The following is a 26390-nucleotide window of genomic DNA, read 5'->3' as shown; positions in this document are numbered from 1 at the left end:
CTGCTCGATGAATCGCTTGCTCAACCTGCTGCTGCCCGTGTTCTTGCTCGGCGCCCTCGCTGCCTGCGACCAGCAGCCCAGCCGCGAACAACAGATCCTCGCCAAGCTGCCCTTGCAAGCCGCCTACGAGCACAACATCGGCAGGATGGCCTCACTGCTGGCCATGGACCACCCGCAGGTCCCCGAAGAGCAGATCAAACAGGTGCTGCGCAAGCACCTCACCGTCGAGGACCAGCGCAACGACCTGTTCAAGCTGTACAGCACAGCCAACTTCAGCGATGCCGAATTCGAGACTATCGTCGAGGCAACGCAGAATCCCGAGAAAGCCAAGGCACTCGGCGACACCGAGCAGGGCAAACGCCTCAGCGAGAAGCTCACCGGTCTGATGCGCGCCAGCGCCCAGGACAAAGCGGTGCAGGCCCTCGCCGCGCAACGTATGCAGCAGGTCGAGGACGATCTGCAAGCGCTGCCTTGAACAGCCCGGTTTAGCTGTAGCTGCAATCACGCGAAACGCATAAGGTATTTCGCAGTAACCCGTCAGTGAGGTCAGGATTGCCACACGCCAAGAAAGGACTGCGCCTGGATCTGCGCACACTCATCCTCGTACTGTCGGCGCTGACTGCAGTGACCATGCTGCTGACCAGCTACTTCGCCAGTTACCGAGTACAACGCCAACTGCTGATCGACCACTCTCTGGAAGCCAACCGGGTCTACGCGGCAAAACTTGCAGCAATCACCGATACGTTTCTGGGCAACGCGCTGCAGCAACTGGGCTTCAGTGCCGGGGTGCAGGCGCACAACCTGAACGATGCGCCCTCGCTGCTGGCGGAGACCGAGCGGGTGCTGCAGCAGAGCATCGCCTTCAACTCGACCTTTCTGGTCGACGCCCAGGGGTTTCTGCGCGCCGTTTCGCCCGCGCCACTGCGCCACCTGATCGGCACCCATGTGCAGACGCCAGGCTCGCAAGAGGCCCTGCGCGAACGCCGCCCGCTGGTATCAACACCTTTTCTGTCGGCAGCCAATAACCTGGTGGTGGTGCTGTCACAACCAATCTTCGATGGGCAAGGCAAATACCTGGGCTATGTCGGCGGCAGCGTGTACCTGCGTGAACGCAACTTTCTCAACAGCATGCTCGGCGAGCACTACTACAAGGATGGTTCGTACCTGTACGTGGTCGACCGCAACCGGCGCCTGCTCTATCACCCGGATCCGGAGCGGGTCGGTACAGTGGTCGAGGGCAATTCCCTGATCGATCAGCTCCCCGCCCTGTCTGAGGGCACACGGCAGATCCATAACAGTGCCGGCGTGGAGATGCTCGCCGGTTTTGCCACCGTGCCCAGCACCGGTTGGGGCGTGATCGCGCAACAACCGCTGAGCCAGACAGTAGCGCCAATGCGTCAGCTGATTCTGAATGTGGTGCTGCTGTCGGCGCCGTTGGCATTGCTTGGTTTTCTCGCCCTGTGGTGGTTTGCCCTGGCCATCACCCGACCGCTGTGGCAACTGGCGGCGGGCGCGCTGGCGCTGGACCGCCCTGGCACGTCCGAACATCTGCACAAGGTGCGCGCCTGGTACTTCGAAGCGGCCGAGTTGAAGCGCGCTTTGCTGTTTGGCCTCAATCTGCTGCAGGAGCGCATCGGCCGGCTTAACCGGGACGCGCAAACCGACCCCTTGACCGGGCTCGGTAACCGCCGCAGCCTTGAATACAACCTGTCGCTGCTCAAGGCCGAGGAGCGTAACTTCGCCGCTGTCGTGCTCGACATCGATCACTTCAAACGGATCAACGACACTTACGGCCATGCAGTAGGTGATCAGGCCCTGCGCCAGTTGGCCGAGCTGATGCGCCGCTGTTGCCGTGAAGTCGACGTGCTCTGCCGCACCGGTGGCGAGGAGTTCATCATGATCCTGCCTGGCGCCAGCGTGGAGATCGCCACCGTGGTTGCTCAGCGATTGCGCATTTGCGTGCAGGACACACCGCTCGCTGCGGTCGGTGCGATCACCGTGTCGCTGGGCGTGGCCCATTGGCAGTCCAACTCTGGCAGCCTGCCGGCCGAGGTGCTCAGCGAGGCCGACGCTGCGTTGTATGTGGCCAAGCAGAACGGGCGCAATCAGGTCCAGGTCGCGAGCAGTGGCGAGGCGGCGCACAGCTGAGCTGAGCGTTTGCCGCGGCGCTGATGTCCAAGCTGCAGCCCCTATCGATCCGGAGATGACCATGCCCCGTCTGGGCTTTGCCTGTATGTACCGCCACCCGCATCGCAGCCTGTCGATCAAGGAACTGGAGGCCATCGAAAAGGCTTTCAACCCGCGCACCACGACCTTGCGCTGGCTCAACAGCGCCAGCGTCGAAGCCGCTGCGGCAAAGCTGCTGGAGCTGGTCGAACACAATCTCGATGCCCAGTTGCGCCTGCTGGCGTATGTTGCCGAGCTACCGCCAACCCTGCGCATGGTGCGCTTGAGCAGCGACCTGCTGCCGCTCTACAGCCACCCGCAAGTGGCCGAGTTCTACCGTAACCCGACCGTTCAGGCTGACCTGCAGACACGCCTCGGCGCGATTGGCGCGTTTGCCCGCAGCGCGGATATTCGCCTGTCGTTTCATCCCGGCCAGTACTGCGTACTCGGCTCGGACCGCGCCGACGTGGTCGAGAACAGCCTGGCCGAGTTCGAGTACCACGCCGACATGATCCGCATGATGGGCTACGGCCAGCGCTTTCAGGACTTCAAGTGCAACGTGCACATTGCCGGGCGCTTGGGCGCCGCTGGCGTTCGTGCCGTATGGCCGCGGCTGTCGCAGGAGGCGCGCAATGTCATCACCTTCGAGAACGATGAAAAGACCTACGGCGTCGACGATTGCCTGGGCCTGGCCGACCTTGCGCCGGTGGTGCTGGATATCCATCACTGCTGGATTCACGAGAACGACTACATCGCCCATGACGACCCACGGCTGGCGCCGATCATCGCCAGCTGGCGCGGCGTGCGCCCGGTGATGCACTACTCGCAGCCGCCCGAGCGCCTGCAAGAACTGGGCTTTGCCGCCCAGCAGAAGCTGAAGATTCCAGCCTTGCTGGAGCAGGTCAACAAGCGTGATCTGTACCAGCACAGCGAGCGCATGTGGAACGACTGGACCAACCGTTACGCGCTGGGCTTCATGGGCGGCTTCGACATCATGTTCGAGGCCAAGCACAAGAACCTCGCCACCCTCGAGTTCTATCAGCGCTACGTTGATGGCGCTGCCGCCGGCGGTTGATTGGGCACCGTCCGTCAGTTCCGGGGCACCCTCGCCGACGAGGCAAGGCCCAACGCATGTACTCACATGAACGGGAGATACACCATGAAGCGGATGCATGCACTTTGTCTCGCAGTCTGCCTTGGCGCCACCGCGCCACTGGCAATGGCCGCGACCAACATGAATGACAACGACGCGCCAAGCACCCAGACCGGCGGCGCCACCGGCGTTGGCCCGGGCACCATGAACAGCGACGGCACGGGCACCGGCACCATGCAGCGTGACGGCACTGGCACTGGCACCATGAACGGCAGCGGTACCGGTGGCAGCGGCATGGGCGGCAGCACCACTGACAGCGATGACAACCAGGGCGGCACCGGCGGCAGTGGCACCGGCAGCGGCGGCATGGGCGGCTCGGGCAGCGGCACTGGCTCAGGCAGTTCCGGTAGCGGCGGCTCCGGCGGTGCAGGCGGTAGCGGCGCAGGTGGCGGCGGTGGCGGCGGCTAATTCACGGGCCATCGCACGTTAAACGCCGGCAGGTTCGAATTGCGATTCGAGCCTGCCGGCTTCGTTCAGGATGCGGGTTTCAAGCACCGGGCAAAATGTAACAACCCTTGTCTTAATAATGTCATGTTTACTTCATAGGATTGTCTCTGAACTGCCATCTATGGCCCCACGGCTTATTTCAGGGATGAACCGCAGCATGCGTCGAGTCGTATTCAATCAGAAAGGTGGAGTGGGCAAATCGAGCATTGCCTGCAATCTTGCCGCTGCCAGCGCTGCAGAGGGTTACCGGACACTGCTGGTCGATCTCGATCCCCAGGCCAATGCCACCTACTACCTCACCGGTTTGAGCAACGACCAGATCCCACCCGGCATTGCCGACTTCTTCAGGCAGACCCTCAGTACCAGCCCTGAAGGCAAGAAGAACCGTGTGGCCATCAGCGAGACACGCTACGCCAACCTGCACCTGGTCACTGCCAGCCCTGAGCTGGCCGATTTGCAGACCCGTCTGGAAAGCAAATTCAAGATCAACAAGCTGCGCAAGCTGCTGGTCGCGCTGTCGGAAGATTACGAGCGGATCTATATCGACACCCCGCCTGCGCTGAACTTCTATACCTTCAGCGCCCTGCTCGCCGCCGAGCGCCTGCTGATCCCGTTCGACTGCGACAGCTTCTCGCGCCAGGCGCTGCTCAACGTCATGGCCGAAGTTGAAGAGCTGCGCCACGACCACAATGCCGAACTTACCGTCGAGGGCGTGGTGGTCAATCAGTACGCCGGGCGCACCGCACTGCATCAGACCCTGGTCGAGCAACTGCGCAGTGAAGGCCTGCCGATTCTGCCGGTGTACCTGAGTGCCTCGATCAAGATGCGCGAGTCGCACCAGGCCGCCGTGCCGCTGGTCCATCTGGCGCCCACGCACAAATTGGCCCGCGAGTTCGTCGACCTGCTCGATGTATTGGAACGCGCCGCCTGACACCCAGGTGCGACAATCCACCACAGCCAGTCAGCACTCAGGCGATGCTGAGCTGATGGTAGATTCACTGCCATGAAAATCCCCCGCCAGAGCCGTGCGCTGACTGCCTGGGCGCTGTATGCCAGCGTCCTCTTCAGCCTATTGATCTGCGGCTTGCACCACGGCCAGATGAGCGGCCTACAACTGTCCGGGCTCAACGGTGGCTTCTGCTCGCTGTCCAGCGAGCACGGGCCGGCGGTCGACCTTGGCGAGTCCAGCGGTGATCAGCACATGGCGCAGCTGGACTGCCCAGTGTGCTCATCGTTTGTTCAAGCGGTGGCACCAAGCAGCACGGGCTGGTGGTTCGAGCGCCTGCGCGGCAGCGCGCCGTCGCCGATGGTCGAGCGCAGCTGGGCCCAACCGCCGCCACGCTATGTGCGCCCTGCCCTCAACCCACGCGCCTCCCCTGCCATCCACGCAACGCCAGCAACCTTCGTCTGAGCCGCCCGGGCCACTTGCCCGCAGGTGTGTGCTCAGCCATGACTTTTGCGTGGAAACCACAACAACATGATCCGCCAGACTTCCCTGGTGCTCCTGGCGAGCACCTGCAGTATCGCCTGGGCCGACCACTCGGCCATCGAACTCTCCGCCACCAGCATCGACGCCAGCCGTGCAGCGCCCTCGGGCGTGCAACTGGACGAGCCGATCCGTACCGGCTCCAAGCTCGGCCTGACCGCGCGGCAAACGCCCGCCTCGGTGAGTGTTTCCGACCGCAGCGTGATCGAACAACGCGGGGCCAAAGACACCCAGGACGTGATCAACGCCATGACCGGTGTAAACGCCTCGGCCAACCCCGGCTACGGCGGCTTTGTCAGCTACCGCGGCTTCACCCAGAACCAGGTCACCCAGCTCTTCAACGGCATCAACCTCGGCTATAGCAGCGCCACTCGCCCGGTGGACGCCTGGGTCATTGATCGTGTCGAACTGATCGGTGGGCCGTCGTCGTTCCTGCATGGCGCCGGTGCAGTCGGCGGCTCGATCAACTACATCAGCAAGCTGGCCAGCCGCGATCAGCAGACCATCGATGGCCGCCTGCGCTATGGCAGCTTCGACGATTCGGAAATCGCCTTCGGTATCAATCAGGCGCTGGCCAGCAACCCGGCCGAGGCTCATCACTTCGTGCGTCTGGATTTCAGCCGCGGCCACAGTAACGGATACATCGACCGCAATGAGCGCGACACCGACAGCCTGGCGTTGTCCTTGCTCAGTGAGCTGACCCCCGACCTCACCCACACGCTGGCCATCGAGTACCAGCAGGACAAAGAAGTCAGCCCCTACTGGGGCGCGCCGATCCTGCCGGGGCGCAGCACCATGAAGATCGACAACGGCCGCCGCTTCGAGAACTACAACGTCGCCGACGGCCGCTATGAACAGCGCGTGCGCTGGTTGCGCTCGATGCTCGACTACCAGATCAGCGACGCCACCAGCGTGCACAACACGCTGTACCACTACGACGCCCAACGCGACTACCGCAACCTTGAGCGGTACAGCTACAACGCCGCGAGCAATGTGCAGCGCGGCAGCCCATACCTGCAGCGCCATGAGCAAACGGTACTGGGCGACCGTATCGAACTGCGCCACGCCAACACCCTGCTTGGCCTGTCGAGCCAATGGGCGATGGGCGTGGATTACTCGCGCATGCGCCAGGATCTCTACCCCACTGCGGGCAGCTGGAGCGACGTGGTCGACCCAGACCATTTCGACCCTGGAAGCTTCGGTGATATCCCGGGGGTCAATACCGGCCTGACCCGCCAGCGCCATCACCAGATCGACAATGGCGCAGTGTTCGCTGAAAACCGCCTGCAGTTGACCGATCGCCTGGCCTTGCTCACAGGCCTGCGCTACGACTACCTGGAAATGCAGGTGGACAACTACGACACGGTTTCGCCCACCAGCCCAGCCTACTTTGAACGCCGTTGGGAATCGCTCAGCGGGCGGGTCGGCTTGAGCTACGAGCTGACGCCAAGCGCCAGCGTGTACCTGCAGTACAGCACCGCTGCCGACTTACCGGCCGGGTCGTTGGCCGCTGCCACCTATTCCAACGTCGGCCTGTTCGATCTGTCCAAGGGCGAGCAGTGGGAAGCCGGCAGCAAGTTCGACTTTCTCGAAGGCCGCGGCGCGGCAACCATTGCGCTGTATCAGATCGTGCGAAAGGACTTTACCGTGCGCGATTCGAGCAACCCCAACCTGACGGTGCAAGCCGGTCAGCAGACCTCACGCGGGATCGAACTGGCTGGGCGTTTTCAAGTCACGCCAACGCTGCTGGCCGAAGCCAACTATGCCTATGTCGATGCGCAGTATGATGAGTTCAACGAGGCCGCCAATGGCATCTCGGTATCGCGTAAAGGCAACGCGCCGGTCAACGTGCCGGCCAATGTCGGCAACCTGTGGCTGACCTACAGCTTCGATACGGCTTGGTCGATGGGCGTTGACGGGCGTTATGTCGGCTCGGTCTACGCCGACAACGCCAACACGCTGAAGGCGCCGGCCTATACCCTGTTCGGTGCATTCGCGCGCTATCAGGTCGACCGGAACACCGCACTGACAGCACGGGTGCGCAACCTGACCGACGAGGTCTACGCCAAGCAGGCATACGGCCTGCAGTACTACATGGGCGCGCCGCGTGCGCTCGAGTTGGCCATGGACGTACGTTTCTGATGGCTGCCAGTGCGCGCCGGCAGCGGCCATGTAGATCGGGTGTTCACAACTGAACACCAACTGGCCGCCCGGTACCAGTGCCTGGTACAGCGTTGCGATCAGCCGTGGCAAGTCTTCGATGTAGTGGAAGGTGAGCGCACTGTAGGCCAGATCGAACCCTGCTGCTGGCAGCGTGAGGCTCTCCAGATCAGCGATGCGGTACTCGATCGCCGGATCATGGGTATCGTGCCGGGCACGCGCGAGCATGTTCTGCGACAGGTCCTAGCTGCTCAGTTGGTCGAGCAGCTCAGGACGCTTGCGCCACCGCACCAATGAAGTTGGCCAGCTCGGCGGTTTGCGGCGCGGCGAACACCTCCCGCGGATTGCCCACTTCATGCACCTTACCCTGGTGCATGAACACCAGCTTGTCGCCCACTTCCCGGGCAAAGCGCATCTCGTGAGTGACCATGATCAGGGTCATGCCCTCCTTGGCCAGCTGGCGTACCACCCCCAGCACCTCGGTCACCAGTTCCGGGTCCAATGCCGAAGTGATCTCGTCACACAGCAGCACTTTCGGCGACATCGCCAGCGCACGGGCGATGGCCACCCGCTGTTGCTGGCCACCGGAGAGTTGATCCGGGTAGGCGTTGAATTTCTCGCCCAGGCCGACCCGCGCCAGCATCTGCTCAGCCAGTTGCCGCGCTTCGCCCTTGCTGGTCTTCTTCACCACCTGCGGCGCCAGCATCACGTTCTCGCCGACGCTCAGGTGCGGGAACAGGTTGAACTGCTGAAACACCATGCCCACCTTCTGGCGCAGGCTGCGCAGGTCGGCGCGGGCAGCGTCGAGGTACTCACCGTCGACTTCGATGACGCCGTCACTGATCGACTCCAGGCCGTTGAGGGTGCGCAACAAGGTGCTCTTGCCCGAACCGCTGCGGCCAATGATCGCGACCACTTCGCCCTCTTCGATGCTCAGGTCAACGCCCTTGAGCACGTGGTTGTCGCCGTAATATTTGTGCAGCGCAGACACTCTAAGCAGGGGCATGCAGCCTCCTTTCCAGATAACGGGCGCTCAACGAGAGCGGGTAGCAGAGGATGAAGTAGCCCACGGCGACCAGGCCGTAGGTCAGGAACGGCTCGAAGGTGGCGTTGGCGAGCATGCCGCCGGTCTTGGTCAGTTCGGTGAAGCCGATGATCGACGTGACCGCCGTACCCTTGACCACCTGCACCGAGAAGCCCACCGTCGGCGCGATGGCGATGCGCATGGCCTGCGGCAGGATCACATAGCGCAGTTGCTCGAGTCGGCTCAGCGCCAGGCTGCCGGAGGCTTCCCACTGGCCACGGCCGATCGACTCGACACAACCGCGCCAGATCTCGGCAAGGAACGCGCTGGTAAACAGCGTCAGGGCAATTGCTGCTGCCATCCACGCCGAAACGTCGATGCCGAACAGCGCGATGCCGAAGAACACCATGAACAGCTGCATCAGCAATGGCGTGCCCTGGAACAATTCGATATAGCCCCGGGCAAGGCCGCGCAGATAAGGGTTTTCCGAGATCCGCGCGAGCAGCAACAGCAAGCCGGCAACGCCGCCGCAGACAAACGCCACCAGCGACAGCAACAAGGTCCATTGCAAGCCGGCCAGCAGGTTGCGGACGATATCCCACAAGGTGAAGTCCATCAGCGTCTCCCCATCAGCCAGCGCTGCCCGAGCCAGGCCAGCAACTGCCGCACGCCGATGGCCATGAGCAGATACAGCACGGTGGTCAGCAGATAAGTCTCGAACGCGCGGAAATTACGCGATTGAATGAAGTTGGCCGCGAACGACAACTCCTCGGTGGCGATCTGCGAACACACCGCCGAACCGAGCATGACGATCACGATCTGGCTGCTCAGCGCCGGCCAGACCTTGGCCAGTGCCGGCCGCAGAATCACATGTCGAAACGCCTCGAAGCGGCTCATGGCCAACGCTGCAGCCGCTTCCAGCTGGCCCTTGGGGATGGCCATGATGCCGGCGCGGATGATCTCGGTGGAGTACGCGCCGAGGTTGATCACCATCGCCAGCACTGCCGCTTCCCATTCACTCAGGCGCACGCCAAGCGCCGGCAAGCCAAAGAAGATGAAAAACAGCTGGACCAGAAACGGCGTGTTGCGGATCAGCTCCACATACGCCCCGAACACCGCTGAAAACGGCTGCAGGCGCCAGGCCCGGACCACCGCGCCGAGCACGCCGATGGCCAGCCCCAGCACGGTACCGACCACCGTCAGTTGCAGGGTGAACAGCGCGCCCTTGAGGAGCAGGTCAGCCTGGGCCAGCACCGGGGCGAAATCAAATTGATAGGCCATCGAACAGCAACTCCAGGCGCGGCTTAAAGGTCAGCCGGAAGCGGCTGCTTCAGCCATTTTTCCGCATTGCGATTGAGGCTGCCGTCAGCCTTGGCTGCATCCAGCGTGGCGTTGACCTTGTCCAGCAGTGCCGGCTCCTGCTTGGCCAGGCCGACATACACCGGCGAGTCCTTGAGCTTGACCTTGAGTACCGGCACCTTGGCCGGGTTCTTCTCGGCGATCACGGCCATGACCACGCTGCCACTGGCGATCAGCTCGACCTGCCCAGCCAGGTAGGCGGCGATGGTCGAGTTGTTGTCTTCAAAGCGCTTGATGGTTGCGCCCTTGGGGGCCACTGCCGACAGCTCCATGTCTTCGATCGAGCCGCGGGTGACGCTGATGGTCTTGCCAGCAATGGCATCGATGCTGTCGATCTTGGTCTCGGCCGGGCCGAACACAGCCAGGTAGAACGGTGCGTAGGGTTTCGAGAAGTCGATCACCGCCGCCCGCTCCGGATTTTTGCCCAGGCTGGAAATCACCAGGTCAACCTTGCCGGTGGTGAGGAACGGGATACGGTTGGTGCTGTTGACCGGCGTCAGCGCCAGCTTGACCCCAAGCTTGTCGGCCAGCAACTGCGCGGTGTCGATGTCCAGGCCGCGCGGTTTGAGGTCAGGGCCGACCGAACCGAATGGCGGGAAGTCTTGCGGCACAGCGACTTTCAATACACCACGGGCGGTGATGTCGGCCAGCGCATCGGCTTGGGCCTGAACTGCGCCAAGGGCACCGCCGCAGAACACGGTAGCCAGAAACAGGGTACGGAACTTGGTCATGCACGAGCCTCGCAGGGTCAGAGTGGGCAACTGGACAGGCAGTTACACAGCACAAGTGCACGGGCCATGCCAGAAAGCTCCCTAAACCCCGCAAAAGCAGGCCAGACCGTCTGCGCCACGGTCTTACTGGTCTGAACAGTTGCTGCTGAGTAAGGCAAGCGCGCCGCGCTGCGCCCTGCATTTGTGCAAGCTCCGTTCACCCTGCGCCAGCACGGAGCAAGGCTTGCCAGCGCCGCGCATTGCCCGTAAAAGGGTCGAACCCTGCCCTCTGACCGGTCTGAACTGCATGCTCGATACCCTCCCCCGCGCCGTCCCGGAAATCGCCTTGCAGGCAATCCGCAAACTGATCGATGACGGTGGTTATCTGCCCGGTGATGCCCTTCCCTCGCAGCGCGACCTGGCCGAGCAACTGGGGGTCAGCCGGGCCTCGTTGCGCGAAGCATTATCGACCCTCAGCGCGTTGGGCCTGGTCAGCGTGCAGCCCGGTAAGGGCGTGTTCGTGCTGGCCCCAGTGCCGGCAACCCCGGTGGGCTTCAGTTGGCCGTACGCCGAGCAGGTGTCTGCCGCCGACACCTTCCAACTGCGCTATGCACTGGAAGGCTTTGCCGCCGGGCAGGCGGCGCTGAACCTGACGGCCGACGATCTTGACCGGCTTGCCGCCAATGTCGAGGCCATGCGCCAGGAGTTGCGTGCGGGTAACTTCGAAGCGGCAGCGCGGCTGGACTTTGCCTTCCACCAGGCGCTGCTGCAGGCGTCCGGCAACCGCGCCATGCTGCATGTGATCACCGCCAGCCAGGACATCTTTCTGGAAAGCCAGAAGCTGCCGTTCATACGTCCGGAGCGGGCCATGGAAACCTGGCAGGAGCACAGCAAGATCCTCCGCGCCCTGGCCCGACGCTCGCAACTGGGCGCGCAGCGGGCCATGCAGGAGCATATCCGCAACGCAGCTTCGCGTACCGGCGTGGTGTTCCCGGTCTAGGCCGGCGCAACCGCTTGCCTGCTGGTTGAAACAGATAGCTCAGTGTCGCCCCCGAATATGCGCGCGGCGCAACCTGCCGATCTACTGATAGCCATAACAACGATGCTGCGGCCCGACTGCGGCACTTTCAATCAGGCTGCCATGGCAAATCGGAGCGTATCCGCATGTCCACTTCCCATGAGGTATCACCGGCCACCTTGCGCCGGGTCATCGCGGCCTCGGCCGTTGGCAATTTCGTCGAGTGGTTCGACTTCGCCGTCTACGGCTTCCTTGCCACACTGATCGCCAGCCAGTTCTTCGCCAGCTCCGACCCCGGCGCCGGCCTGCTCAAAACCTTTGCCGTGTTCGCCGTAGCCTTTGCCTTGCGGCCATTGGGCGGCATCGTGTTTGGTGCTTTGGGAGATCGGCTCGGGCGCAAACGCGTGTTGTCGATGACCATTCTGCTGATGGCGGGCTCGACCACACTCATCGGCCTGCTGCCCACCTACGCCAGCATCGGTATCGCCGCGCCGCTGTTACTGACCCTGGCGCGCTGCCTGCAAGGCTTTTCCGCTGGTGGCGAGTACGCAGGTGCATGCGCTTATCTGATGGAACACGCACCGCAAACCAGACGCGCGTTCTATGGCAGCTTCGTGCCGGTGTCGACCTTTTCGGCGTTTGCCTGCGCAGCAGTGATCGCCTACGCCCTCGAGGCAAACCTGAGCAGTGACGCGATGAACAGCTGGGGCTGGCGTGTGCCGTTTCTGATCGCGGCGCCATTGGGCCTGGTCGGTCTGTACCTGCGCTGGCGCATGGAGGAAACCCCAGCGTTCCGTGCGGCCATCGCCGAAGGCAAGGTGCACAGCCATTCGCCGCTCAAGCAGACCCTGCGCAATCACGGCCGGGCGATCCGCAACCTCGGCGCATTCATTTCGCTGACGGCACTGTCGTTCTATATGTTCACCACCTACTTTGCCACTTACCTGCAACTGGTCGGCAACCTGACCCGCGCGCAGTCGTTGCTGGTGACCACTGTGGCACTGCTGTTCGCCGCTGCCGGCTGCCCACTGGCCGGGTTGCTTTCGGACCGCATTGGCCGACGCAAGACCATTGGTTTTACCTGCCTGTGGGTGATGATTGCGGTGTTCCCGGCCTACTGGCTGGCGAGCTCGGGGTCGATGTCCGGCGCGTTGCTCGGCGTGATCCTGCTGGCGGTCGGTGCGCTGATGAGTGGTGTAGTCACTGCCGCGCTGCTCTCGGAGAGCTTCCCTACCCGCACCCGCTACACCGCCTCGGCGATCACCTACAACGTTGCCTACACGCTGTTCGGCGGCACCGCGCCGCTGGTTGCGACCTGGCTGATTGGCCAGACCGGCAGCAGCCTGGCACCTGCGTTCTATCTGGTGGTGATCGCCTTGCTGGCGTTGATCGGTGGCCTGGCGCTGCCGGAGACTTCGCGGATTTCACTGCATGAAGAGGTGCCGACAGGGCAGCCTAACCCCGCCGTTTAAGCCATGTCTGCGGGGTCGTTGAGGCCCCGTTGCACAGTCAGTTGCGGTAGTCGCCACCGTGCACGGCCCAGAGGTAGGCCTTGTCTGCCTCAAGCCTCAGGTCACGCCACTCTTGCCACGTCACCAAGCCCAGGCGGTCCATTTCGTCAGCCTGATAGAGCAGCCGCTCGTGGTAGGTGTTGGGGCAGTCCATGCGCTGCTGGCGGTCCTCCAGCAGTTGATACCACCCCGACAGTGCCGAGATCCGCTGTTGATCCTGTGGCTGCAAGGAGGCATCGAAGACATTCATTGGCAGTTACCCGGCGCTGGTTTCCCGGTTGAGTCAGCGCAGCGCTGAGGGGTTCCTGCGAACTTGCCCATGGCCCGCTCAGCGGTTAGAGGCTGCGGGTAATGCCGCCATCGACGCGGATGTTCTGCCCGGTGATGTAGGCGGCGCCTTCACTGGCCAGAAATGCCACGGTGGCAGCGATTTCTTCGCTGGTGCCATAGCGCTTGAGCGGTACGCTGTCGCGGCGTTGCTCGGTGCTGGGCAAGCTGTCGATCCAGCCGGGCAAGACGTTGTTGATGCGCACGTTATCGCCGGCAAATTCGTCGGCAAAAATCTTGGTGAACGCGGCCAGCCCTGCGCGGAATACCGCTGAAGTCGGGAACAGGGAGCTAGGTTCAAAAGCCCAGGCGGTAGAAATATTGATGATCACGCCACCTTGCTGGCGCTGCATGATCGGCGTAACCAGGCGACTGGGACGGATTACATTGAGCAGGTACGTGTCCATGCCAAGCTGCCAGTCCTGATCGGTCAGCTCCAGAATTGGCGCCCGTGGGCCGTGGCCTGCGCTGTTGACCAGCACGTCGACGCGGCCCCATTTGGTCATGACCGCATCGACCAGTGCTTGCAGATCGGCAGGGGATTGATTGCTGCCGGTCAGGCCGATACCGCCTAGTTCAGCGGCAAGGGCCTCGCCTTTGCCGGAAGAGGACAGGATCGCGACGTGAAAGCCGTCGGCGGCTAGTCGGCGGGCGGCGGCGGCGCCCATGCCGCTGCCGCCGGCGGTGATAATGGCTACTTTGTCTGCTGACATGATTGCTCCTGAGTACACATTGATGACGCTTAAAGGCTACACCCGAGAGCAGGCTCGTCAGCAGTCATGAATAATCACGAGAGCCAGTAGAAAAACTTCTGAGTAGAACCTGATTCGAAACTCTCCCGCACGGCCATTGGCCGATGCGGTCCTACTCATTAAGGTGTTATTTCCAGCAGATCAGGGCCGTCTTCCATGCCACCACGCAGCACATCCCCAGAGCACGCCTTCACCGGCTTCGTCAGCGTGCGCGGCGCCCGCGAGCACAACTTGCAGAACGTCGATGTCGACATCCCTCGCGACGCGCTGGTGGTGTTTACCGGTGTGTCCGGCTCAGGCAAATCCTCGCTGGCGTTTTCCACCGTATATGCCGAAGCGCAGCGGCGTTATTTCGAATCGGTGGCGCCTTACGCACGGCGCCTGATCGATCAGGTCGGGGTACCCGATGTCGACGCTATTGAAGGCTTGCCGCCAGCGGTAGCCCTGCAGCAGCAACGCGGCAGCCCCAGTGCGCGCTCCTCGGTGGGCAGCGTGACCACCTTGTCGAGTTCGATCCGCATGCTCTACTCGCGCGCCGGCAGTTACCCCGACGGGCAACCAATGCTGTACGCCGAGGACTTCTCGCCGAATACGCCGCAGGGCGCTTGCCCGGAGTGTCATGGCCTGGGCCGCGTCTATGAAGTCACCGAGGCGAGCATGGTGCCCGACCCTTCTCTAACTATCCGCGAGCGTGCGGTGGCGGCCTGGCCGTTGGCCTGGGGCGGGCAGAATCAGCGCGATATCCTCGTCACCCTGGGCTACGACATCGACAAGCCATGGCGCGATCTACCGCAAGAACAGCGTGACTGGATCCTGTTCACCGAGGAAACCCCGACTGTGCCGGTGTACGCCGGGCTGACTCCCGAGCAGACCCGCACAGCGCTCAAACGCAAACTGGAGCCGAGTTATCAAGGCACATTCAGTGGCGCCAAGCGCTATGTGCTGCACACCTTCATGCACTCGCAAAGCGCGCAGATGCGCAAGCGCGTCAGCCAGTACATGCGCCCAAGTGCATGCCCGCTGTGCGCCGGCAAACGCCTCAAGCGCGAAGCCCTGACCGTCACCTTCGCCGGCCTGGACATTGCCGAGCTGTCGCAGCTGCCGTTGCAGGACCTGGCCGTGGTATTGCGCACGGTGGCCAATCCCGACTATCTGACCAACGCAGAGCAAAGCGGCGCTACCCTCTCTCATCAGCAAACCCGCGAGGCACGCCAGCAACGGGCGGCCAAGGGCGAGCCGGCGCACAGCGGCGGCCCGGATGTGCGCCACACGCCCAATCTGTCGCTGGAGAAACGCCTGGCCGCGCAACGCATTGCCGCCGAACTGCTGGAACGGATCAACACCCTGATCGACCTTGGCCTGGGGTATCTGGCACTCGAGCGCAGCACGCCCACGCTGTCGTCCGGCGAGCTGCAGCGGCTGCGCCTGGCCACTCAGCTCAACTCGCAACTGTTCGGCGTGATCTATGTGCTCGACGAGCCCTCGGCCGGCTTGCACCCAGCCGATAGCGAGGCGCTGTACGCGGCCCTGCAACGGCTGAAAAGCAGCGGCAATTCAGTGTTTGTGGTCGAGCACGACCTGGACACCATGCGCCGCGCCGACTGGCTGATCGATGTGGGCCCTGCCGCCGGCGAGCACGGCGGGCGGATTCTCTACAGCGGCCCGCCAGCGGGCCTGGCCGAGATCGAGCAGTCATGCACCCGCGCGTATCTGTTCGCCGAGGCCAGGCCGCAACACCAGCAATCCAGAGCCGCACAGGGTTGGCTGGCGCTTGAGGGGGTGACCCGCAACAACCTGCAAGACCTCAATGCGCAATTCCCGCTGGGCTGCTTCACGGCGGTTACCGGGATCTCCGGCTCGGGCAAGTCCAGCCTGGTCAGCCAGGCCCTGCTCGAGCTGGTAAGCGCCCACCTCGGCCAGCCGGAGCAAGCCGCAGAGCCTGACGAACAAAGCCTGGAAGACGAGCCGGAACAAGCCAGCAGTGGCCGCATCGCCGCTGGCCTGGAGGCGATCAAGCGGCTGGTCAAGGTCGACCAGAAGCCGATCGGACGTACCCCACGCTCCAACCTGGCCACCTACACCGGGCTGTTCGATCACGTCCGCAAGCTGTTTGCCGCTACCGAACAGGCTAAGGCGCAGGGCTTCGACGCCGGACGTTTCTCGTTCAACGTTGCCAAGGGCCGTTGTGAAACCTGCGAAGGCGAAGGTTTTGTCAGCGTCGAGTTGCTGTTCATGCCCAGCGTCTACGCGCCCTGCCCGACCTGCCACGGCGCCCGCTACAACCCGGCAACGCTGGCAGTGACCTGGCAGGACATGAGCATTGCCGATGTGCTCGGCATGACCGTCGAACAAGCGCTGCAGGTGTTTGCCGAACAGCCGCCCGTGCGGCGCAGCTTGCAGGTGCTGGCCGATATTGGCCTGGGTTATCTGCGTCTTGGCCAACCGGCCACCGAGCTGTCCGGTGGCGAAGCGCAACGGATCAAGCTGGCCACCGAGCTGCAACGCAGCGCGCGCGGCGCCACCCTGTATGTGCTGGATGAGCCCACCAACGGGCTGCACCCGCAGGACGTCGACCGCCTGCTGCTGCAACTGAACCGGCTGGTCGACGGCGGGCACACGGTGGTGGTGGTCGAGCATGACATGCGTGTGGTGGCGCAAAGCGACTGGGTCATCGACATCGGCCCCGGCGCCGGCACTGCGGGTGGCCAGGTCGTCGCCAGCGGCGTGCCCGCCGAGGTCGCCCGCTGCAAGCACAGCCGGACGGCGCCATTTCTGCAAAGTGTGCTGCGCTCAATTACCCAGTAGCGTCTGCAGTTCAAGGGCATCGCCCAAGGCTGCATCGCCTGCCGTGTTGTCAAAAATGCACCAGGTCGCCGCGCCTGCCTCGGCGCGGGCCAGCAACTGCGGCGCCAGCGCCTGCAGCCAAGTGCTGGGGTAATCGCTGAAATAGGTACGCGGTGAGCCATGCAGGCGCCAGTACGCAAGGCCTGACCAGCCACGCGGCTGCGCATCCAGGGCAAAGCGCGCCGGGTCTGCGCCCACCAGTGCCACCTGCAACTGCTCCATCAGCGGTCCGGCCTCGGCCCAGCTGGGGTGGCGCGCTTCCAATGCCACAGGCCCTGGATACATCTTGCGCACATCAGCCATGAAACGCTCCACCAGCAGCGGCTCGAACGCCAATGAGGGAGGCAGTTGCACCAGCACGCAACCCAGCGCTGACCCGAGCGCCGTGCACTGCGCAAAGAACTCAGCCAAGGCTTGCGCGCAATCGACCAGACGCCGTTCATGGCTGATGGCACGCGGCAGCTTGACCGAAAAGCGAAACCCCGGCGGCACCGCGCCAGCCCAGCGCGTATAACTGGCTGGGCGATGCGGTCGATAGAACGAACTGTTGATCTCTACCGCAGTGAGTTGGCGGGCGTAGCGCTGCAGATGGCTGCCCTCGCCTGCCAGCTGTGCAGCGTAAGTACGTGAGATGCTCCAGCCGGCACAGCCCAGATAAATCATCAGTACCTCCCTGCTTGACTTGCCCGTCAGCCAGTGGAGTTGCAGAACGGGGTCAAGGTTCAGCTAGCATCACCCGTTGTCAGCGGATTACCTTCAGGAAAAAGTTGCCGAATAAGCCAGCACTTCTATATTCACTTAACCCTGCCTCATGCGATGGCGACCATGGCCAGCACCGCCCAGCTGATCATTTGCGAGCACTGCGACTGCGTTTACCAGCAGGTTGTGCTCGGCAAACATCAAAAGTCCTTGTGTGTGCGCTGCGCCGGCGTGCTGGAGCGCTACAACGGCCTGACGGTGGAACAGCGCCTGGCGCTGACCATCACCGCAGCCATACTGTGGCTGTTCGCCAACTTCTATCCGATCATGACCATCAGCCTGCAAGGCCTGAAAAACAGCGCCACCTTGTGGGATTCGGTACTGGCGCTGAGCCAGGGACCAATCACCTTCATTGCCATGGTCGCAGCCATCGCCATCATCATCGCGCCGGCGTTTCAGTTGATGCTGCTGATCTGGGTGCTGGCCTTTGCCCTCAGCCAGCGCCGCGCGCCGGCGTTCAAACTGTGCATGCGCTGGCTGGAAACCCTGCGCCCGTGGAGCATGCTCGAAGTCTGCCTGCTCGGCGCCATGGTTGCGGTGTTCAAGCTGGCCGGGATGCTGGCGGTGCTGCCCGGTATCGGCCTGTTCGCCCTCGCCGCGCTGAGCCTGCTGCTGATCCGCATCGCTGGTCGCGATATCCGCGAACTGTGGGCGCTGCCATGAACCGCACTGCCAGAGACCACCCACCGACGGCCGCCGAGCTCAACCTGTGCCTGTGTCACAGCTGCGGCCTGGCCTGCGACATGCGCGACGAGCCACACAGTTGCCCGCGCTGCGACGCACCACTGCACCGGCGCAAGGTTAACTCGCTGGCCCGCACCTGGGCGTTCATGCTGGCCGCGCTGGTGTTCTACATCCCGGCCAACCTGCTGCCGGTGATGAACACGACCATGCTCGGCGACGGTGCCGACAGCACCATCATGAGTGGCGTGCTGGAGTTCTGGGCGCACGGCGCGTGGGACATCGCGCTGATCATCTTCATCGCCAGCATCGCGGTGCCGGGGGTCAAGTTCGTCGCGCTGTCGCTGCTGCTGATCACCGTCCAGCGGCGCAGCCAGTGGGCGTGCCGCGAGCGTTCGCAGTTGTACCGGTTTGTCGAGTTGATCGGCTACTGGTCGATGCTCGACGTGCTGGTAGTGGCGCTGGTTGCAGCGCTGGTCAAGTTCCAGGCGCTGGGCGATATCGAGCCGCGCGTGGGGATTCTGTTCTTTGGCCTGGTGGTGGTGTTCACCATGCTCGCGGCGATGAGCTTTGACCCGCGTCTGATCTGGCAAGCAGGACCTGAGGAGGCCATGGATGAAGTCGCCCGCCACTGAAGCACCGGCAGAACCGGGACCACCGCCAATCAAGACGCGCCGTTTCAGCGTGTCACTGGTGTGGCTGGTCCCGCTGGTGGCGGTACTGGTCGGCCTGTCGTTGGTGATTCACAGCAAACTGCAGGAAGGCCCGACCATCACTCTCAACTTCAAGACCGGCAGTGGCCTGGTGGCGAACAAGACCGAGGTCAAATACCGCAGCGTGGTCATCGGTCACGTTTCGGCGGTGGCCTTGAGCGATGATCAACGCAGCGTCAACGCTACCGTCCAGCTGGACAAGCAAGCCGAGGGCTTCACCCGCGAAGACTCGCAGTTCTGGGTGGTGCGCCCGCGTATTGGCGCCGGTGGCGTGTCGGGCATCGACACGCTGCTCTCGGGTGACTATATCGGTGCCGACATCGGCCAGGCCGAGGGCCGCGCCAAGCGCTTCAAGGGCCTGGAAAACCCGCCGCCGATCACCTACGGCGAACCCGGCAAGCGCTTCACCCTGCACACCCAGGACCTCGGCTCGCTGGATATAGGCTCGCCGGTGTACTACCGCAAGATCCCTGTGGGCCAGGTAGTCGCCTACGCGCTGGATGCCGACGGCAAAGGCGTCAATATCGAAGTGTTCATCCACGCCCCCAATGACGCCTATGTCACCGACAACACGCGCTTCTGGAACGCCAGCGGCATCGACGTCAACATCGGCGCCAACGGTGTGGCGATCAAGACTGAATCGCTGTCGACCCTGCTGGTTGGCGGCATCGCCTTCCGCGCACCTGAGTACAGCCCCAACGATAGCGCCGCCGCCGAAGCCCGCACCTATGAGCTGTTTGACGATCAGCAAACCGCGCTGGCCCCGCCGAGCGGCAAAGCCCAGTACCTGACATTGCGTTTCGACCAGGCCATGCGCGGCCTCAAAGTGGGCGCGCCGGTGGAGTTTCTCGGTATCGAGATCGGCCGAGTGGTCTCGGTCAATCTAGACTTTGATGAAGTGCAACGCAGCTTCCCGATCAACGTCGGCATCGTGGTGTATGCGCAACGATTGGGCCAGGCGCACAAGAAAATGCTCAAAGCGCTCAAGCATGATCCGGATGACATGACCGCCACCGCCCAGGTGTTCAGCTCGTTCGTCGCCAACGGCCTGCGCGCGCAGGCACGCAATGGCAACCTGCTGACCGGTCAGCTATACATCGCCCTGGACTTCTTCCCCAAGGCGCCCAAGGTCGCCTTCGACCTGAACGCCAGGCCAATTGCGATCCCGACCCTGCCCGGCAGCCTGGAAATCCTCCAGGAGCAACTCCAGGCGATGCTGGAAAAAATCAACAAGCTGCCCGTCGAGCGCATCGCCGGCAACCTCGACGGCAACTTGGTCGAGCTGCGCAAAGGCCTGTTGCAGTTCAACAGCCGCACCCTGCCGGGGGTGCAGAGCACCCTGGCGGATGTCAGCAAGACCTTGCAGTCGGCCAGCGCCACGCTCGCCGAAGACTCGCCGCAGCGTGAGAAGCTCAGTGAGACCCTCGACGAACTCGGGCGCATGTCTCGCTCGTTGCGCGATCTGTCCGATTACCTTGGGCGTAACCCAGAGGCGTTGATCCGTGGTCGACCAAGCAATGCGCCACCTATCGACCTGCAAGGCCCACCGCGCAACTGACCCGGAGCGATAGCCATGACTTCACCCTGCAAGCTCATGCTGCTCGTCTCGCTTGCGCTGCTGGCAGCGTGTCGCAGCGAGCCGATCCAGTTTCACACGCTGATGCCAACCCAGGTCAGCCGCTCCCCGGCCGGCAGCGAGGTCGCCATCGAAAGCGTCAGTGTGCCCGCGCAGGTCGACCGCGCCCAGATCGTGATTCGCCAGGGCGCCAGCGGCCTGGCCATTCTGGAAACGCAATGGTGGGGCGCCAGCCTGGCCGACGAAATGCGTAGCGCCCTCGCCGAACAACTGAGCAGCGGCGTGCCGGGCCAGAAGAGCTCGGTACGGATCATCGTCCAGCGCTTTGATTCGGTGCCCAGCCAGTACGCCTTGCTGGATGCCAAATGGCGCCTGCGCGGTACCGCTGGCAACAGCCTTGAATGTCGCAGCATCATCCAGACCCAGGCCGGCAGCGCTATCGATGCCCTGGTCACTGCCCATCAACACAACCTGCAGCAGCTCGCTGTGCGGATCAACCAGGCCGCGCGCAACCCACAGGGCGGCTGCTCGTGAAGTAAAGCCAAACGAACTCGCCTCGCCGCGCTCCGGTCGGTATGCACACACCCGACTCGGAGCTGGCCTGTGAATGACAATATGATGCAAGGCCTGCAGTGCGGCCTACCGCAGCGTGACGCTGGCGGCTGGCTGCCGCTCGAGGGCTATGCCGCGCTGGGTGACGGACGCTCGGTGGCGCTGGTCGGCTGGGACGGCTCTATTGATTGGTGGTGCGTGCCGCACATGGACTCGCCGCCGCTGTGCGATCGCCTGCTGGCTTCTGCTAACGGGGGCTGCTTCGCAATCACCCCGCAGCAGGCCTTCAGCGTCGAACGGCGTTATCTGCCGAACAGCAATGTGCTGGAAACCCTGTTCATCACCGCCAGCGGCAGCGCGCGCATGATCGAGTCGCTCAACAGCGGCCCGGCTGGGCGCCTGCCGTGGGCAGAACTGGCGCGGCGGGTCGAGGGCATCACTGGGCAAGTCGATTTTGCCGTAACGCTGAACTTTGGCACCCAGGCCGATACCGTCTGCCCTTATCTGGCACCGACCGGCAATGGCTGTGTGTTCCATGCCGGGCGGATTCTGGGGATGTTTCTGCACAGCGAGCAGTTGCAGATCGAGCGCCAGGATGACCTTGGCGTCAGTGCCACGTTGCGCATCGCCGCCGGGCAGAAAACCGTGCTGGCGATCATCGCCGGCCGCGACGAGCCGTTGGTGCGCCCGCCTCTGGAGCTGATCGATGCACGCATCGACGGCTCGGACCGCGAGTGGAGGCAGTGGTCGCAAGGGCTGACCTACGACGGCCCGTACAAACCGCTGGTGGTGCGCAGCGCGCTGGCCTTGAAACTGCTGCTGTCGTCCCCTGCCGGCTCGATCATGGCCGCTGCCACCTCATCCCTGCCCGAGCGCATCGGCGGCCTGAAGAACTATGACTACCGCTACGCCTGGGTGCGCGATGCCGGCTATACCATCGAAGCATTTCTGGGTATCGGCGCGCAGCCGGAGGCCAAGGCGGCTTTCACCTGGCTGCTCAAGCGGCTTGGCGAGCACGGCGCGCGGGTCTGCTACACCCTCGAAGGCGCACGCGTCGAGCCCACCCGGCCGATCGCCCTGCCCGGTTACAAAAATTCGCCACCGCAGGTTGGTAACGACGCCACCGATCAACCGCAGCATGGCGTCTACGGCGATATCTTCGAAACCGCACGGTGCTTTATCGACAGCGGCAACATTCTCGATTCGCCCAGTGCGATGATCCTCGCGGGCTTGGCCGATGAGTGCGCCGACCGTTGGCGCCAGCCTGATTGCGGGATCTGGGAGCTGCCTGACAAGCAGCACTACACCAGTTCCAAGATCAGTTGCTGGCAGGCTTTGAGCCGTGCGGTGGAACTGGCCGACGGTGGTCATCTGCCGACTACATGCCGCGACCGCTGGGACCGTGAGCGGCAACGTATCCAGGCCTGGATCGAGGAGCATTGCTGGAGCGAGGCGCAGCAGGCCTATCTGTTTTACCCCGGAGCAGACGGACTCGATGCTTCGCTGGCGTTGGCCGTGCGGTTTGGCTATCCCAGCGTCGAGCGCTTGCGCAGCACGCTGGAAGCGGTCGAGCACACGCTCGGCCGCAATGGCTTTCACTATCGCTACAGTGGTGCTGATCACGAGGAAGGCTGCTTTCTTGCCTGCACCTTCTGGCTGATCGAAGCCTGGGCCTTGCTCGACCAACCCGAACGCGCGCAGCACGCTTTTGAACGCGCAGTGAGCGGACTGCACCGCGGTGTCGGCATCTACGCCGAGATGGTCGATCCCGACCACGGGCATTATCTAGGCAACCTGCCGCAGGGCCTGACCCACTTGGCCCTGATGCGTGCAGCGCGGGCGATTGGTGGCTTTCGACCAGAGCGCTGAGTGGCGGTTGGCGTGCCCGGATTCGGGCACGCTGAGCCAGTTTACTCAGTAGGCGACTCGGTATTCACATATGGCGGCACTTCGGCGAGGGCAAACGCACGGCGCTGATCACGCTGCGGCAAACGCCTGGCCGGCAGCGGCTCGAGCGTCTGCGCCTGGCCGGTGACCAACGCGCGTTCGATGGCCATGATTACGCGCACATCACGCCAGCCCTCATCGCCATCCGGCTCCGGCGCCTGGTCGTTGAGGATGCAGTCGGAGAAGTACGCGGTCTCGCCGGCAAATTGATCCACCACCGGATGCACATGCACGCGGGTGGTGTCATCGAGGGTGGCGCGGTAGCTGATCGCGACATCTTCCCCATAGCCATAACAAGGCGATGCTTCGATTTCGCCCTCAGTGCCGAGCAGCTGGAAGCGCTCGGAATCAGGCAGGCAGTAGCTGACGGTGAACTGCGCCAGGCGCTCTTCAGGAAAACGCAGCGACACGCTGACGGTGTCCCAGGTGTCGATCTGGCTGCCTGGCGAATGGCTGCCTATCGCACTCACCTCAATCGGCTCGGCATTGAACAGCTGGCGCACCATGTTCAGCGGATACGGGCCCATGTCCGCTACCGGGCCGGCAGCAAAGCCGCTGTGGGCGCGGTGATTACTCGGTTTGACGGTCTGGGTGAAAATCGATGTGAACAGACGCGGCTGGCCGAACTCGCCGCTATGCACCCGCTCGATCATCTCCAACGTGCCCGGCTCGCAGTGCAAGCGGTAGGCGATCATCAATTTGGTACCGGTGCGTTGCGCCGCATCGCGCATGGCCACGCAGTCGTCATCGCTGGCCGCCATGGGTTTTTCCAGCAGCACGTGGATACCGGCTTCCAGCGCCGGGATGACGAATTCGCGATGACGGAAGTTGGGCGTGGCAACGTACACCGCATCAATCTCACCGGAGGCAAGCAGTGCTGCGTAGTCGGTGTAGGCCCAGGCCTTGAGCTGGTAGCGGCTGGCCAACTGGCGAGCCTTTTCAGAGTCGCCGGTAACCAATGCGGCGAGGGTCGAATTGCCGGTCTGACTGACCCCAGGCATGAATGCACCCTGCGAGATCGAACCACCGCCGACTACTGCGTAGCGGATTTTGCCATCTGAACTGGGCATTGCTGTCTCCTTGCGGGAAATTTTCATTAGCTAGGAAGTGGGCAAGCAAGCCGGGGGGCGAGTTCGATTTTTCTTGCCTTGCGGATGATCGAGCACCATGGCAAAAATTATTTTCATCAGGCTGCATCCAAACCCGTTACTGGTGGGTAGTACTGTCAGCAGCCCATCGCTGCCACTCGGTTACTCACCAGGAGATACACCATGAATGGCAAACGTACTCTCAGCCTGATCAGCGCTTCCCTGGCCATAGGCGGCCTGTCCCTGTTCATGCAGACCGCCCAGGCGCAAATGGGCCTGCCGGATGCAGTCAAGGTGCCGGACGGCAACAAAGTGATGATGGAAACCGTCGGCGTAGGCGAGATCACCTACGAGTGCCGCGACAAGGTAGATGCCGCCGGCCAGACCGAGTGGTTCTTCGTCGGCCCCAAAGCCGTGCTCAATGACCGCAAGGGCAAGGCAGTCGGCGACTACTTTGGCCCACCTGCAACCTGGCAGGCCAAGGATGGTTCGAAAGTCACCGGCACCCAGGTCGCCGTCTCCCCAGCCAGCAAAGGCGACATCCCCTACCAACTGGTCAAGGCCAACCCCGCCGACGGCACAGGCGCGATGCAGGGCGTGAGCTACATTCAGCGCACCGCGACCAAAGGCGGCGTAGCTCCCGCCAGCGCATGCACTGCCGCCAACAAGGGTGAGAAACAGGTTGTCAAATATCAGGCCGACTACATCTTCTGGTCTGCCAAGTGATCGACGTGCGCGGCAAGTGCTGACTACAAAAGTCGTCTAAGCTCTGCGACAAACCCCGGCCAGCCGGCTGGGGTCCGCACCCCTTGCCAATGGCTGAACAGAATTTGTCCTTGCCTGAACCCGCGTTTGATTATCAACGTTGCCTGCTGGCCTGCGCTGCAGGCGATCGTAGAGCCCTGCGCGAGCTGTATCAGCAGGAAAGCGCGCGTTTGCTCGGGGTCGCCCTGCGCATCGCACGCGAACCGGCGGTGGCTGAAGACATCGTCCATGACGCCTTCGTACGGATCTGGACGCATGCCGCAAGCTTCGATCCAGATAGAGGTTCGGCACGTGGCTGGATCTACAGCGTCACCCGGCATCTGGCATTGAACTTCGTGCGTGATGGCGCGCGCCAGGTGCCTCTGGATGAGCAACACGACGAGGCGCTGCAAGCCTCTGCGCAGTGGCAGCCAGTGGACTTTACCGCGCAGGCGCATTCGGCGCGGATTTACCACTGCCTGGAGCAGCTGGAGCCGGCGCGGCGCGACTGCATCCTGCACGCCTACGTCGACGGCTGCACCCATGCAGAAATCGCCCAGCGCATGAGCACGCCGCTGGGCACGGTCAAGGCCTGGATCAAGCGCAGCCTGGCAGCATTGCGGGAGTGCATGGGATGAACAACGACCAGAGCAACGCCGATGAGCTGGAGCAACTGGCCGGTGAATACGTGCTGGGCACGCTCGATGCCGAGCAACGTGCCGCAGTGCAACAACGCCTGGCCTATGACGGTGCCTTGCGCGCCGCTGTCGATGCCTGGGAGCAACGCCTTCTGGAGTTGACTACCCTCGCCCCGGCGCAACAACCCTCGATGCAACTGTGGCAGCGCGTTGGCCGCAGCCTGGACAGCCTCGCTCCACGTGAAGCAGCCCCCGAACGCAGCGTGAACACCTCCTGGTGGAACCTGCTGCCGCTGTGGCGTGGCCTGGCAGGTGCTGGCCTGGCGGCGAGTCTGGTGATGGCCGTGGCGCTGTCGAGCCAGACTGTCACGCCGCCGCAGACCTCCTATCTGGTCGTGCTGGTCGCCCCGCAAGACCGCGCCCCGGGCTGGGTGATTCAGGCCAGCAGTCCGCGTGAGGTCGAGCTGATTCCACTCGGCCAAGTCACTGTGCCGGCCGACAAAACCCTGCAGTTCTGGACCAAAGGTGATGACTGGCAAGGGCCGGTGTCGCTGGGTCTGGTCCAGCCAGGGGAGAAGATTTCGGTGCCGCTGGACAAACTGCCGCCGCTTGAAGCGAACCAGTTGTTCGAACTGACACTGGAGAATGCCGGCGGATCGAAGACTGGCAAGCCGACTGGGCCGATTCAGTTTATTGGCCGGGCGGTGAAAGTCATTTGATTGTCAGCATGGAACC

26 protein-coding genes and 1 pseudogene are annotated in these 26390 nt (G+C 63.2%); 18 read left to right on the top strand and 9 right to left on the bottom strand.

What is annotated here, in order from left to right; all coding sequences use genetic code 11:
• The first annotated feature begins 7 nt into the window (after positions 1-7).
• From FW789_RS21345 to FW789_RS21315, 7 genes are all read left to right on the top strand, one after another.
• Entirely contained in the window at positions 8-475 is a 468-nt protein-coding gene (locus FW789_RS21345; protein WP_103437620.1) for a hypothetical protein, read from the top strand.
• Between the two features lie 77 nt (positions 476-552).
• Positions 553-2148, top strand: coding sequence for a sensor domain-containing diguanylate cyclase (locus FW789_RS21340; RefSeq protein WP_446431988.1), 1596 nt, complete (start codon positions 553-555; stop codon positions 2146-2148).
• Between the two features lie 61 nt (positions 2149-2209).
• Positions 2210-3241 carry a UV damage endonuclease UvsE gene (locus FW789_RS21335; RefSeq protein WP_411564939.1) on the top strand — a complete coding sequence of 344 codons (1032 nt, stop codon included), beginning with the start codon at positions 2210-2212 and terminating at the stop codon, positions 3239-3241.
• Positions 3242-3325: 84 nt separating this feature from the next.
• Positions 3326-3727 (top strand): hypothetical protein, encoded by a 402-nt coding sequence (locus tag FW789_RS21330; protein ID WP_103437623.1) that lies wholly within the window; start codon positions 3326-3328, stop codon positions 3725-3727.
• A 196-nt stretch (positions 3728-3923) separates the two neighbouring features.
• Complete coding sequence (locus tag FW789_RS21325; RefSeq protein WP_446431987.1) at positions 3924-4697, top strand: ParA family protein; 774 nt, start codon at positions 3924-3926, stop codon at positions 4695-4697.
• 72 nt (positions 4698-4769) lie between these two features.
• A complete protein-coding gene (locus tag FW789_RS21320; protein ID WP_207073463.1) occupies positions 4770-5177 on the top strand; it encodes a DUF2946 family protein in 408 nt (135 codons plus the stop codon).
• A gap of 66 nt (positions 5178-5243) precedes the next feature.
• Positions 5244-7394, top strand: coding sequence for a TonB-dependent receptor (locus FW789_RS21315; RefSeq protein ID WP_446431986.1), 2151 nt, complete (start codon positions 5244-5246; stop codon positions 7392-7394).
• A 111-nt stretch (positions 7395-7505) separates the two neighbouring features.
• Here the strand turns inward: FW789_RS21315 and FW789_RS21310 are convergent.
• From FW789_RS21310 to FW789_RS21290, 5 genes and pseudogenes are all read right to left on the bottom strand, one after another.
• Positions 7506-7640, bottom strand: a pseudogene (locus tag FW789_RS21310) (methyltransferase domain-containing protein); the annotation flags it as partial.
• Positions 7641-7680: 40 nt separating this feature from the next.
• Positions 7681-8418, bottom strand: coding sequence for an amino acid ABC transporter ATP-binding protein (locus tag FW789_RS21305; protein ID WP_103437627.1), 738 nt, complete (start codon positions 8416-8418; stop codon positions 7681-7683).
• The gene (locus tag FW789_RS21300; protein WP_446432013.1) at positions 8405-9055 is read right to left on the bottom strand and encodes an amino acid ABC transporter permease; all 651 of its coding nucleotides are present in this window, start codon (positions 9053-9055) and stop codon (positions 8405-8407) included. The genes FW789_RS21305 and FW789_RS21300 overlap by 14 nt, the downstream gene beginning before the upstream one ends.
• On the bottom strand, positions 9052-9717 hold the full coding sequence (locus FW789_RS21295) for an amino acid ABC transporter permease (protein WP_103437629.1): 666 nt from the start codon (positions 9715-9717) through the stop codon (positions 9052-9054). The genes FW789_RS21300 and FW789_RS21295 overlap by 4 nt, the downstream gene beginning before the upstream one ends.
• A gap of 23 nt (positions 9718-9740) precedes the next feature.
• A complete protein-coding gene (locus FW789_RS21290; protein WP_103437630.1) occupies positions 9741-10526 on the bottom strand; it encodes a transporter substrate-binding domain-containing protein in 786 nt (261 codons plus the stop codon).
• Between the two features lie 286 nt (positions 10527-10812).
• On the opposite strand from FW789_RS21290, the gene FW789_RS21285 reads away from it, so the two are divergent.
• Both FW789_RS21285 and FW789_RS21280 read left to right on the top strand, forming a co-directional pair.
• Positions 10813-11505, top strand: coding sequence for a FadR/GntR family transcriptional regulator (locus tag FW789_RS21285; RefSeq protein WP_186700914.1), 693 nt, complete (start codon positions 10813-10815; stop codon positions 11503-11505).
• Between the two features lie 164 nt (positions 11506-11669).
• The gene (locus tag FW789_RS21280; protein ID WP_446431985.1) at positions 11670-12995 is read left to right on the top strand and encodes an MFS transporter; all 1326 of its coding nucleotides are present in this window, start codon (positions 11670-11672) and stop codon (positions 12993-12995) included.
• 37 nt (positions 12996-13032) lie between these two features.
• Here FW789_RS21280 and FW789_RS21275 read toward each other — a convergent pair whose 3' ends face one another.
• Complete coding sequence (locus FW789_RS21275) at positions 13033-13284, bottom strand: hypothetical protein (protein ID WP_186700913.1); 252 nt, start codon at positions 13282-13284, stop codon at positions 13033-13035.
• Positions 13285-13369: 85 nt separating this feature from the next.
• The gene (locus tag FW789_RS21270; protein WP_207073458.1) at positions 13370-14074 is read right to left on the bottom strand and encodes an SDR family oxidoreductase; all 705 of its coding nucleotides are present in this window, start codon (positions 14072-14074) and stop codon (positions 13370-13372) included.
• Between the two features lie 195 nt (positions 14075-14269).
• Between FW789_RS21270 and FW789_RS21265 the strand changes: the two genes are divergently transcribed.
• Complete coding sequence (locus FW789_RS21265) at positions 14270-16918, top strand: excinuclease ABC subunit A (RefSeq protein WP_446431984.1); 2649 nt, start codon at positions 14270-14272, stop codon at positions 16916-16918.
• Here FW789_RS21265 and FW789_RS21260 read toward each other — a convergent pair.
• A complete protein-coding gene (locus FW789_RS21260; protein WP_446431983.1) occupies positions 16904-17620 on the bottom strand; it encodes a DUF72 domain-containing protein in 717 nt (238 codons plus the stop codon). The genes FW789_RS21265 and FW789_RS21260 overlap by 15 nt on opposite strands.
• A 162-nt stretch (positions 17621-17782) precedes the next feature.
• On the opposite strand from FW789_RS21260, the gene FW789_RS21255 reads away from it, so the two are divergent.
• The 5 genes from FW789_RS21255 (at position 17783) to FW789_RS21235 (ending at position 23107) form a co-directional block, all read left to right on the top strand.
• On the top strand, positions 17783-18379 hold the full coding sequence (locus FW789_RS21255) for a paraquat-inducible protein A (RefSeq protein ID WP_446431982.1): 597 nt from the start codon (positions 17783-17785) through the stop codon (positions 18377-18379).
• The gene (locus FW789_RS21250) at positions 18376-19032 is read left to right on the top strand and encodes a paraquat-inducible protein A (RefSeq protein ID WP_186700909.1); all 657 of its coding nucleotides are present in this window, start codon (positions 18376-18378) and stop codon (positions 19030-19032) included. The genes FW789_RS21255 and FW789_RS21250 overlap by 4 nt, the downstream gene beginning before the upstream one ends.
• The gene (locus tag FW789_RS21245; protein ID WP_446431981.1) at positions 19013-20668 is read left to right on the top strand and encodes a PqiB family protein; all 1656 of its coding nucleotides are present in this window, start codon (positions 19013-19015) and stop codon (positions 20666-20668) included. The genes FW789_RS21250 and FW789_RS21245 overlap by 20 nt, the downstream gene beginning before the upstream one ends.
• 15 nt (positions 20669-20683) lie before the next feature.
• Positions 20684-21220 carry a PqiC family protein gene (locus tag FW789_RS21240; RefSeq protein WP_446431980.1) on the top strand — a complete coding sequence of 179 codons (537 nt, stop codon included), beginning with the start codon at positions 20684-20686 and terminating at the stop codon, positions 21218-21220.
• 132 nt (positions 21221-21352) lie between these two features.
• Positions 21353-23107: a glycoside hydrolase family 15 protein gene (locus FW789_RS21235; RefSeq protein WP_446432012.1), complete on the top strand. Its 1755-nt coding sequence runs from the start codon at positions 21353-21355 to the stop codon at positions 23105-23107.
• Between the two features lie 41 nt (positions 23108-23148).
• Here FW789_RS21235 and FW789_RS21230 read toward each other — a convergent pair whose 3' ends face one another.
• A complete protein-coding gene (locus FW789_RS21230; RefSeq protein ID WP_340609671.1) occupies positions 23149-24255 on the bottom strand; it encodes a Gfo/Idh/MocA family protein in 1107 nt (368 codons plus the stop codon).
• Between the two features lie 201 nt (positions 24256-24456).
• Here FW789_RS21230 and FW789_RS21225 point away from each other — a divergent pair, with 201 nt between their 5' ends.
• From FW789_RS21225 to FW789_RS21215, 3 genes are all read left to right on the top strand, one after another.
• Positions 24457-24999: a DUF3455 domain-containing protein gene (locus FW789_RS21225; RefSeq protein ID WP_207073454.1), complete on the top strand. Its 543-nt coding sequence runs from the start codon at positions 24457-24459 to the stop codon at positions 24997-24999.
• A 110-nt stretch (positions 25000-25109) separates the two neighbouring features.
• The gene (locus FW789_RS21220; protein ID WP_242548634.1) at positions 25110-25655 is read left to right on the top strand and encodes a sigma-70 family RNA polymerase sigma factor; all 546 of its coding nucleotides are present in this window, start codon (positions 25110-25112) and stop codon (positions 25653-25655) included.
• Complete coding sequence (locus FW789_RS21215; RefSeq protein WP_186700892.1) at positions 25652-26374, top strand: anti-sigma factor; 723 nt, start codon at positions 25652-25654, stop codon at positions 26372-26374. The genes FW789_RS21220 and FW789_RS21215 overlap by 4 nt, the downstream gene beginning before the upstream one ends.
• Positions 26375-26390: the final 16 nt, after the last annotated feature.

This window comes from Pseudomonas sp. 1121_17, from assembly GCF_052850745.1.
This window is presented reverse-complemented; position numbering and strand designations above follow the sequence as displayed.